This window comes from Pseudaquabacterium rugosum (genome assembly GCF_038066575.1).
GTDB lineage: Bacteria > Pseudomonadota > Gammaproteobacteria > Burkholderiales > Burkholderiaceae_C > Pseudaquabacterium > Pseudaquabacterium rugosum.
The window spans coordinates 321,363-331,076 of record NZ_JBBUTF010000006.1 but is presented as its reverse complement, the minus strand read 5'-3'; the positions used below and the strand labels follow the sequence as shown (position 1 = coordinate 331,076).

The window sequence follows — 9,714 nt, the reverse complement described above, 5'->3', positions numbered from 1 at the left end:
GCCGAGGCGGTACAGGGCCTGCTGGATCAGGCCCCGGCCAGGGCAGACGGGCGCACCTGGCACGAGCACAGCGAGGTCGACAAGGGCCACGGTCGAATCGAGACCCGCCGCTGCGTGGTATGCCATGACCTGGGCGCCATCGCGCAGGTGCTGCAGGACTGGCCCGGGGTGCGCAGCGTGGCCTGCGTGCAGTCCATGCGCCAACAGGTGCGTGCAGGGCGCTACGCAGCGCGCGGCGCCGAGCCAGCCCAGCAGAGCTGGCGTTACTACATCAGCTCCGATGTGCTCGACGCGCAAACCTTCAACGCCACCGTCCGGGCGCACTGGTCGATCGAGAACGATTGCCACTGGGTGCTGGACGTGAATTACCGGGAAGATGAGTGTCTGATCCGGCGCGCCCACGGCCCACACAACATGGCCACGCTGCGGCGCATCGCGCAGAACCAGATCAAGCTGGACGTCGGCAAGGGCAGCCAGAAGACCAAGCGCAAGCGGATGGGCTGGAGCGACGACTACCTGCAGGGCTTGTTCGGCCTGACGCCGTGCTCAGCGCTTCAACCACAGGATCCGGCTGCGGGCTAATGCAATCGCCCTGGGCGGACGCCCGTGCGGACGACACGGGCGGCACGGGCGCCGCCCGCCCGGGGGGAAAACCCGCGATTGCGCGCCGTTTGAACAAGCGTTCAAATGCCGATCATTCGTTCAAGCCCCTCGCCCGCCGCCATGGACCCCGAACAGAGCCTTTCCCTGCGCGCCGCCTGGCTCGCCCATGTGGGCGGGCAGACCCAGGAACAGATCGCCGAGCGCCTGGGCGTCTCGCGCATGAAGGTGCAGCGCCTGATCGCCGCCGCCGCGCAGAGCGGCATGGTCAAGTTCTTCGTCGAAGGCGTGCCGGCCGAGTGCATCGCGCTGGAAGAACAGCTGATCGCCCGCCACGGCCTCAAGCGCTGCACCGTGGTGCCCGCCACCGACCCGGCGATCGACGACTCCGTCGGCCCGGTGGCGGCGCTGGCCGTGGCCGCCGCCCACCAACTGGCCCGCGCACTGGAGGCGCCCGGCCCGCTGACCATCGGCGTGGGCCACGGCCGCACGCTGGCGGCGATGGTCGAGCGCCTGCCGGCGACCACGCGGCAGGACCTGCGCTTCGTCTCGCTGCTGGGCAGCCTGACCCGGCGCTCGGCCGCCAACCCCTACGACCTGATCGCCAAGCTGGCCGAGCGCACCCAGGCCGAGTGTTATTTCATGCCGGTGCCTTTCCTGGCCGACAGCCGCGCCGATGCCCAGGTGCTGCGCGCCCAGCGCGGCGTGCAGCACGTGCTGGGCCTGGTGCGTGAATGCCAGTTGTGCGTGGTGGGCGTCGGTGAACTGGGCCCCGGCACCCAGCTGCTGCGCAACCACTCGGTGACGGCCGAGGAACTGCGCGTGCTGCAGGCCGCCGGCGCCGTCGGCGAGATCGCCGGCTGCTTCGTCGATGCGCAGGGCCGGCCGGTGGCCTGCGAGATGAACGAGCGCGCCGTCGGCGCCGCGCTCGACGACCTGCGCGGCCGCGACGTGCTGGCCGTGGCCGGCGGCCTCGACAAGGCCGAGGCCCTGCGCGCCGTGCTGGCCACCGGCCTGATCACCGGCCTGATCGTCGACGAGGCCACGGCGCAGCGGCTGGTGCGCGTGGACTGAGCCCCGGCCCAGCGCCCCGACCCGATTTCCCCGCCAGGCGCTGACGCCCCGCACAGACCGGGGTGCGCCGCCGCATGCCCGCATCCGAAGGAGACACGATGACGCCCACCCTGTCCGGGCCTGAACGCGACCGCGCCGCCGCCGGCCCCCGCACCGGTGCTGGAGCTGCCCGCCCCCCGGTACGCCATCCGGCACGCCGCCTGCTGCTGCCCGCCGTGCTGCTGGGCCTGCTGACGGCCGCCGCCCTCGACACCCGCGTGGTGCGCATCGGCTCGACCGAGGACCAGCGCGCCGGCGCCTTCTCGGCCGAAGCCTGGGGCCGCAAGACCTTCCCGGCCCAGCGCGCGGCCATCGAGACCGCCGCGGTCGACGCCACCACGCTGGCCGCCGCGCTCGCCGAGGACAAGGCCGCCGCCGGCCAGAAGTACGGCAAGCCCGGCAGCGTGGGGCCGATCTTCGCCGTCCGCTTCAGCGGCACCGTCGGCGAGCTGCGCTCGGGCATTGCCAACGTCACCGGTGAGGGGCTGCCGGCCGGCCTGGCGCTGCGCGTGCAGACCGGCCCGGCGATCAACGGCACCGATGTGCGCGACGCCACCGGCACCATCGAGTTCGGCCAGTTCACCAACCAGATCGAGTACCAGGACGCCGGCGCCGCGCTCAACGAGCAGATCAAGGCGCAGGTGCTGGCCGGCCTCGACCGCGAGCGGCTGAGCGGCCGCCGCGTCGAGGGCATCGGCGTGTTCCAGCTGATCAACCCGCAGGCCTGGCTGCTGACGCCGGTGCGCCTGACGGTGAAGGACGCGTCATGAGCGGCGGGCGCGAGATCGTGCTGTCGGCCCGCCACGTGGCCAAGCGCTACGGCAGCGTGCAGGCGCTCAAGGGCGTGAACTTCGACATCCACCGCGGTCAGGTCACCACGCTGTTCGGCGAGAACGGCGCGGGCAAGTCCACGCTGATGAAGATCCTCTCGGGCGTGATCACGCCGAGCTCGGGCGAGATCGTGCTGGACGGCGAACCGGTGGTGCTGGGCTCGGCCGACGAGGCGCGCGCACGCGGCATCGCCATCATCCACCAGGAGCTGTGCCTGGCGCCCAACCTGACGGTGCGCGACAACATCTTCATGGGCCGCGAGCTGCGCGACCGCGCCGGTCTGGTCGACGATGCCGAGCAGGCGCGCCGCACCCGCGCGCTGATGGCCGAGCTGGAGGAGGACATCGACCCGCTGACGCCGGTCGGCGAACTGCGCCTGGGCCAGCAGCAGATCGTCGAGATCGCGCGGGCGCTGTCGGCCGACAGCCGCATCCTGATCATGGACGAGCCCACCTCGGCGCTGTCGGCCACCGAGGTCGAGTCGCTGTTCAAGGTCATCCGCGACCTGACCGCGCGCGGCGTGTCCATCGTCTACATCTCGCATCATCTGGAAGAGGCGCTGCAGATCACCGACCACGCGGTGGTGCTGCGCGACGGCACGATGACCGCGCGCGCCCCGCGCGCCGAGATCGACCTGCCCTGGATCGTGCGCCACATGGTCGGCGACCACTACGACCTGGGCCGCCCGCCCACCGGCTACGCCTTCGGCGAGGTCGCGCTGTCGATCCGCGATGCGGTGGTGACCGAGGCCTCGGGCGCCGAGGTGGTCGACCATCTGTCGCTGGACGTGCGCGCCGGCGAGATCGTCTGCATCTACGGCCTGATGGGCGCCGGCCGCACCGAGCTGCTGGAGGCCGTGGCCGGCCGCACCGCGCTGGCCGAGGGCAGCACCCGGCTGTGCGGCGAGGACCTGGCCGGGCTCGGCATCGCCGGGCGCATCGCCCGCGGCCTGGCCCTGGTACCCGAGGACCGCCAGCGCGACGGCCTGGTGCAGACCATGAGCGTCGGCCAGAACCTGACGCTGGCCAGCATCGGCGCCTTCGTCCGCGGGCTGTTCACCTCACCCGGACGGGAACGCGCGCTGGTCGAGGCCTCGATCCGCGACGTCACCGTCAAGACCGATGGCGGCGACGCGGCCATCGGCTCGCTGTCGGGCGGCAACCAGCAGAAGGTGGTGATCGGCAAGATGCTGGCCACCCATCCCCGCGTGCTGCTGCTGGACGAACCCAGCCGCGGCATCGACATCGGCGCCAAGGCCGAGGTGTTCAAGCTGCTGGCCGAGCGGGCCCGGCGCGGCCTGGCGGTGGTGTTCTCCACCTCCGAGGTCAGTGAATGCCTGGGCGTGGCCCACCGCATCGTCGTCATGCGACGCGGCCGCATCGCGGCCGAGTTCGGCGCCGATGCCACCAAGGACATGATCATGGCCGCCTCCGGCGAAGCCGTGGTCGCGTGACGCCTGACCTCACATCTGAGCGACTTCCATGACCACCGCTGCCCAGAATCCGGCCCCCACGGCCCCCCCGGCCGCCCGGGCGTCCGCCCCCGTCGATCCGCTGCGCATCCTGCTCGAAGGCCGCGCCTTCTTCGCGCTGATCGCCATCGTCATCGCGTTCTCGATGCTGTCGCCGGTCTATTTCTCGACCGACAACTTCCTGATCATGTCGTCCCACGTGGCCATCTTCGGGCTGCTGGCCATCGGCATGCTGCTGGTCATCCTGACCGGCGGCATCGACCTGTCGGTGGGCTCCACGCTCGGCCTGTGCGGCGTGGTCGCCGGCTGGCTGATGCAGGGCGTGACGCTCGAAGGCAGCGGCGTGATCCTGTATCCGCCCGTCTGGGTCGTGGTGCTGGCGACCTGTGCGCTCGGCGCGGCGGTGGGCGCCGTCAACGGCCTGCTGATCGCCTTCCTGAAGGTGCCGGCCTTCGTCGCCACGCTGGGCGTGATGTACGTGGCGCGCGGCTTCGCGCTGCTGCTGACCAATGGCCTGACCTTCAACGAGCTGGCCGGCAAGCCCGAGCTGGGCAACACCGGCTTCCACTGGCTGGGCTTCGACACGCTGGCCGGCGTGCCCGTCGGCGTGTGGGTGCTGGGCGCCGTGGCCGCGCTCGGCATGCTGCTGCTCAAGCGCACGCCGCTGGGCCGCTGGATCTACGCCACCGGCGGCAATGCCCGCGCCGCCGAGCTCTCCGGCGTGCCGGTGCGGCGCACGACGATGACGGTCTACATGCTGTCGGGCGTGCTGGCGGCGCTCGCCGGCCTGGTGCTGTCGTCGCAGTTGACCTCGGCCGGCCCCACCGCCGGCACCACCTACGAGCTGACGGCGATCGCCGCCGTGGTGGTCGGCGGCGCGGCGCTGACCGGCGGCCGCGGCACCGTCGGCGGCACGCTGCTGGGCGCCTTCGTCATCGGCTTTCTCTCCGATGGTCTGGTGATCATCGGCGTGTCCTCGTACTGGCAGACCGTCTTCACCGGTGCGGTGATCGTGCTGGCGGTGCTGCTGAACTCGATCCAGTACGGCCGCCGGGCGCCGCGCAAGCCTGCGCCGCCGGCCGCACCGGCCCCCACTTCGCCTCAGACGGGCACGCCGGCCTGATCACCCGACGCGTCTGACGCAAGCCCGCCGCAGCCGCGGCACCTCTTCTGTCCACAACGACCCCGGAGACTGAACCCCATGACCAAGCTGTCCACCCGCCGCACCGTGCTGGCCGCCCTGCTGGCGGCGCCGCTGATGTGCTCCAGCGCCCTGGCCCAGGGCAAGGGCCTGATCACCATCATCGTCAACGACCCGGCCAATCCTTACTGGCTGACCGAGGGCAACGTGGCCAAGGCCACGGCCGAGAAGCTGGGCTACACCGCCGTGGTCAGCGCCCACACCGGCGACACCAACAACGAGAGCCGGCTGATCGACACCGCCATCACCAACAAGTCGGTGGCCATCATCCTGGATCCGGCCAACGCCAGCGGCTCGGTCGGTGCGGTGCAGAAGGCGGTGGCCGCCAGGATCCCGGTCATCCTGGTCAATGCCGAGATCAACAAGGAAGGCCTGGCCAAGGCGCAGCTGGTGTCGAACAACGCCCAGGGTGCGGCGCTCGGCGCCCAGGCCTGGGCCGAGGCGATGGGCAGCAAGGGCAAGTACGTGGAGCTGTTCGGCGCGCCGTCGGACAACAACGCGGCCACCCGCTCCAACGGCTTCAAGACGGTGCTGGGCCAGTACCCGGATCTGGTCAAGGCCGGCTCCGAGGTCGCCAACTGGGACCGCACCCAGGGCCACAACAAGATGCAGTCCATGCTGCAGGCCAACCCCGACATCAAGGGCGTGATCAGCGGCAACGACGAGATGGCGCTCGGCGCGATCGCCGCGCTGAAGAAGGCCGGCAAGATGAAGGGCATGGTCGTCGGCGGCTTCGATGGCTCGCCCGATGCGGTGGCCGCGGTCAAGGCCGGCGATCTGGCCTACACCGTGCTGCAGCCGGTGGCCGTGTTCTCGGCCGCCGCCGTGCAGCAGGCCGACAGCGTCATCCGCACCGGCAAGACCGGCGCCAAGACCGAGAAGCAGCTGTTCGACTGCCTGCTGATCACCAAGGCCAATGCCGCGAAGTACTCGGCGCCCTTCGTGCTCGACAAGTAAGCCACGGCCTGCCGCCGGCGGCCGCCCTGCGCGCCCACCCGCGTGCGCGGCCGCCGTGCGGGCGGCCGCCGTCCCCTCACTTCACGCACAAGCTGACGCGATGCAACGCGACCTGATCATCGGCGTGGACGCCGGCACCTCGGTCATCAAGGCCGTGGCCTTCGACCTGCAGGGCCGCCAGCTGGCCATGGCCAGCACGCCCAACCGCGTGCTGACCGGCCCCGACGGCGCGGCCGAGCAGGACATGGACGCCACCTGGGCCGCCACCGCCGCCACCCTGCGCGCGCTCGGCCAGCGCGTCGACGGCCTGGCGCAGCGCGCGATCGCGCTGGCGGCCACGGCCCAGGGCGACGGCACCTGGCTGATCGATGCCGAGGGCCGCCCCGTCGGCCCCGCCCTGCTGTGGCTGGATGCCCGCAGCCGCTCCGAGGTGCAGGCCCTGCGCGCCAGTGCCGCCGGCACCACGGTGGCCGAGCGCAGCGGCAACGCGCTGACGCCCTCGCTGCAGAGCGGCCAGCTGCTGTGGCTCGCGAAACACCAGCCCGAGCGCCTGGCCCGCGCCACCACGGCCCTGCACGGCAAGGACTGGCTGTACTTCAAGGCCACCGGCGTGCGCGCCGGCAGCCCCTGCGAGAGCGTCTACACCTTCGGCGACTTCCGCACCCTCGACTACGCCGACGACACGCTGCGCGAGCTGGGCCTGCTGCCGCTGCGCCACCTGCTGCCGCCCATCACCGACGGTACGCGGCAGACCGCGCCGCTGACGCCGCAGGCCGCGGCCGAATGTGGCCTGCGCGCCGGCCTGCCGGTGGCGCTGCCGCTGATGGACGTGCCGCTGTGCGTGCTGGGTGCCGGCGGCCTGGCCTGGGACGCACAGGGCGCCCTGCGCCGCGTCGGCTGCTCGGTGCTGGGCAGCACCGGCATGCACGGCTGGGCCACCGACGATCTGGCCGGCCTGCGGCCCAGCGCCGAGGCCGGCTACACCATCGCGCTGCCGCAGCCGGGGCTGCGCCTGCGCCTGGTCTCGCACATGGCGGCCACGCTCAACATCGACTGGCTGCTGGGCCTGCTGGGCGGTGCGGCCGAGCTGGCCGGCGCCGCCGTGCCGCCGCGCGCGCAGCTGCTGGAGCGGCTGGACACGCTGGTGCAGCAGGCCCCACCGGCCCAGGCCATCTACCTGCCCTGCATCGCCGACAGCGGCGAGCGCGGGCCCTTCGTCGATCCGCACGCGCGGGCGCAGCTCGGCGGCTTCAGCGCCGCGCTCGGCGTGGCCGGGCTGGCGCGCGCCGTCTACGAGGGCATCGCGCTGGCCGCACGGGATTGCTTCGATGCCCTGGGCCCGCTGCCCGAGGAGATCCGCCTGTCCGGCGGCGCCGCCCGCAGCCCGGCCCTGCGCCAGCTGCTGGCCTCGGTCACCGGCCGGCCGGTGCGCGTGTCCCACCGCGAGGAATGCGGGGCTGCCGGTGCCGCCATCATGGCCGCGGTGGCCGTCGGCGTGCAGCCCGACGTGCGCGCCGCGCTGCCGCAGTGGGTCGACGCCTACCTCGACCCCGACTGCACCGCACCGGTGGCCGCCCACATCCCGATCTATGACGACATCCACCGCCACTACCAGCACATGATCCGACAGGCACGCGCGCCCTGGCACGCCCTGGCCGAGAGCCGGCAGGCCCACACCGCCGCCGCGCCGCAGGAGGACCGATGACCGACCGCGCCCCGCGGGGCCTCCCCATCGCGGACGCCGCCGCACACCCGCAGCCGCCATCCGGCGCACCCTCACCCATGATGGACCCCACCGCCCCCCCGATCCCGCCCGCCATGGCCCGCGCGCTGGCCCATGCCGACCCCACCTGGCTGCACCCGGCCCAGCGGGCGCGTGACCTGGCCGCCGCCACGCAGCAAACGGCCGACCTGCTGGTCATCGGCGCCGGCGTGACCGGCGCCGGCGTGGCGCTGGACGCCGCCGCGCGTGGCCTGTCGGTGGTGCTGGTCGATGCCGGCGACATCGCCATCGGCACCTCGTCGCGCTCGGGCAAGACCTTCCACGGCGGCCTGCGCTATCTGGAGCAGCTGAACTTCAAGCTGGTGGCCCACGCGATCCAGGAGCGCGACCTGATGGTCAAGGTGCTGTGCCCGCACATGGCGCGGCCCGAGTCCTTCCTCTACCCGCTGACCCATGCCTGGTGGGAGCGGCCCTATGTGGGCGCCGGCGTCACGCTCTACGACCTGTTCGGCCTCAAGGGCCGGGCGGTGCCGCGCCAGCGCCACTTCGGCCGCCGCGGCCTGCAGCGCCACGTGCCGTCGATCGACGCGCAGCGCGTGCTGGGCGGCATCCAGTACCACGACGCGCTGATGGACGACGCGCGCCACACGCTGGCCGTGGTGCGCTCGGCCGCGGGCCGCGGCGCGCGCGTGATCACCCGCGCGCCGCTGGTCGACTTCCTCAAGGACGGCGAGCGCGTCAGCGGCATCGTCGTCGAGGACCGGCTGAGCGGCCAGCGCCATGCGCTGAAGGCCCGCGCGGTGGTCAGCGCCACCGGCATCTGGGCCGACGAGATCCAGCAGCGCGCCGGCGCCAACACCTTCCGCGTGCAGCCGGCCAAGGGCGTGCACCTGCTGCTGCGGCCCGAGGCGCTGCAGTCGGACACCGGCATCCTGGCGCGCGCCACCGATTCGGTGATCATCGCCCGCCGCTGGTACGGCTACTGGCTGGTCGGCACCACCGACACGCCCTGGCACGGCGACAAGTCGCGCCCGGTGGCCGAGGCCGCCGACATCGACTACCTGCTGGACAACCTGAACGCCTACCTGCAGCACAAGGTGACGCGTGCCGACGTGCTGGGCACCTTCGCCGGCCTGCGCCCGCTGCTCAAGCCGGTGGGCGATGCCGACACCACCTCGGCCCTGCTGCGCGACCATGCGGTGATCGAAGGCCCGGCCGGCCTGACGACCATCGTCGGCGGCAAGTACACCACCTACCGCCGCATGGCCGCCGACGCGGTGGACGCGGCCATCCGCCCGCTGGGCATCACCACCGGCTCGACCACCGACCGCCTGCCGCTGGTGGGCGCCACCGACTGGGCCGCCGTGCGCGACAGTGCCCCGCAGATCGCCCGTCAGACGGGCCTGAGCCCGGCCGATGCCGGCCGCCTGCTGCAGCGCCACGGCGACCGCGTGCGCGACCTGCTGCGGCTGGCCGCGCTCGACCCCGCGCTCGGCCGGCCACTGGCCGGCGCGCCGCAGTACCTGGCCGCCGAGCTGGTGCATGCGGTGGTGGCCGAGGGCGCCCACAGCCTGATCGACGTGCTGGTGCGCCGCACCCATCTGTCGATCGAGGCCGCCGACGGCGCGCTGGCCCTGGCCCCCGACGCCGCCCGCCTGATCGCGCCCTGGGCCGGCTGGAGCGAGGCCGACGTGCAGCGCGAGCTGCAGGCCTACGCCGCCCTGGTCACCACCGAACGCGCGGCGCTGCAGCGCCTGCGCGAGACGACCGACACGATCGCGGCATGAAGCGCGGTCATCCTGCCGATTCCTCACCCCC

At 72.8% G+C, this 9,714-nt stretch carries 8 protein-coding genes; all 8 read left to right on the top strand.

Annotated elements, in window-relative coordinates; genetic code table 11:
* Positions 1–582, top strand: a 582-nt coding sequence (locus AACH11_RS08835) for an ISAs1 family transposase (RefSeq protein ID WP_341373843.1), incomplete at its 5' end; no start/stop codon positions are given.
* A gap of 141 nt (positions 583–723) precedes the next feature.
* Positions 724–1,674: a sugar-binding transcriptional regulator gene (locus tag AACH11_RS08830; RefSeq protein WP_341373842.1), complete on the top strand. Its 951-nt coding sequence runs from the start codon at positions 724–726 to the stop codon at positions 1,672–1,674.
* Between the two features lie 98 nt (positions 1,675–1,772).
* Positions 1,773–2,483, top strand: a complete 711-nt coding sequence (locus AACH11_RS08825; RefSeq protein ID WP_341373841.1) for a DUF2291 family protein — start codon at positions 1,773–1,775, stop codon at positions 2,481–2,483.
* On the top strand, positions 2,480–3,997 hold the full coding sequence (locus AACH11_RS08820; protein WP_341373840.1) for a sugar ABC transporter ATP-binding protein: 1,518 nt from the start codon (positions 2,480–2,482) through the stop codon (positions 3,995–3,997). Before AACH11_RS08825 ends, AACH11_RS08820 begins: the two co-directional genes overlap by 4 nt.
* Before the next feature lie 28 nt (positions 3,998–4,025).
* Positions 4,026–5,138, top strand: a complete 1,113-nt coding sequence (locus tag AACH11_RS08815) for an ABC transporter permease (RefSeq protein WP_341373839.1) — start codon at positions 4,026–4,028, stop codon at positions 5,136–5,138.
* 78 nt (positions 5,139–5,216) lie between these two features.
* On the top strand, positions 5,217–6,173 hold the full coding sequence (locus AACH11_RS08810; protein WP_341373838.1) for a D-ribose ABC transporter substrate-binding protein: 957 nt from the start codon (positions 5,217–5,219) through the stop codon (positions 6,171–6,173).
* 100 nt (positions 6,174–6,273) lie between these two features.
* Positions 6,274–7,878 (top strand): FGGY family carbohydrate kinase, encoded by a 1,605-nt coding sequence (locus AACH11_RS08805; protein ID WP_341373837.1) that lies wholly within the window; start codon positions 6,274–6,276, stop codon positions 7,876–7,878.
* 113 nt (positions 7,879–7,991) lie between these two features.
* Positions 7,992–9,683, top strand: coding sequence for a glycerol-3-phosphate dehydrogenase/oxidase (locus AACH11_RS08800; RefSeq protein WP_341373836.1), 1,692 nt, complete (start codon positions 7,992–7,994; stop codon positions 9,681–9,683).
* Positions 9,684–9,714: the final 31 nt, after the last annotated feature.

Coding starts and splice junctions, on each gene's coding strand:
- AACH11_RS08830 (WP_341373842.1), top strand. CDS start 724: ATGGACCCCGAACAGAGCCTTTCCCTGCGCGCCGCCTGGCTCGCCCAT.
- AACH11_RS08825 (WP_341373841.1), top strand. CDS start 1,773: ATGACGCCCACCCTGTCCGGGCCTGAACGCGACCGCGCCGCCGCCGGC.
- AACH11_RS08820 (WP_341373840.1), top strand. CDS start 2,480: ATGAGCGGCGGGCGCGAGATCGTGCTGTCGGCCCGCCACGTGGCCAAG.
- AACH11_RS08815 (WP_341373839.1), top strand. CDS start 4,026: ATGACCACCGCTGCCCAGAATCCGGCCCCCACGGCCCCCCCGGCCGCC.
- AACH11_RS08810 (WP_341373838.1), top strand. CDS start 5,217: ATGACCAAGCTGTCCACCCGCCGCACCGTGCTGGCCGCCCTGCTGGCG.
- AACH11_RS08805 (WP_341373837.1), top strand. CDS start 6,274: ATGCAACGCGACCTGATCATCGGCGTGGACGCCGGCACCTCGGTCATC.
- AACH11_RS08800 (WP_341373836.1), top strand. CDS start 7,992: ATGGCCCGCGCGCTGGCCCATGCCGACCCCACCTGGCTGCACCCGGCC.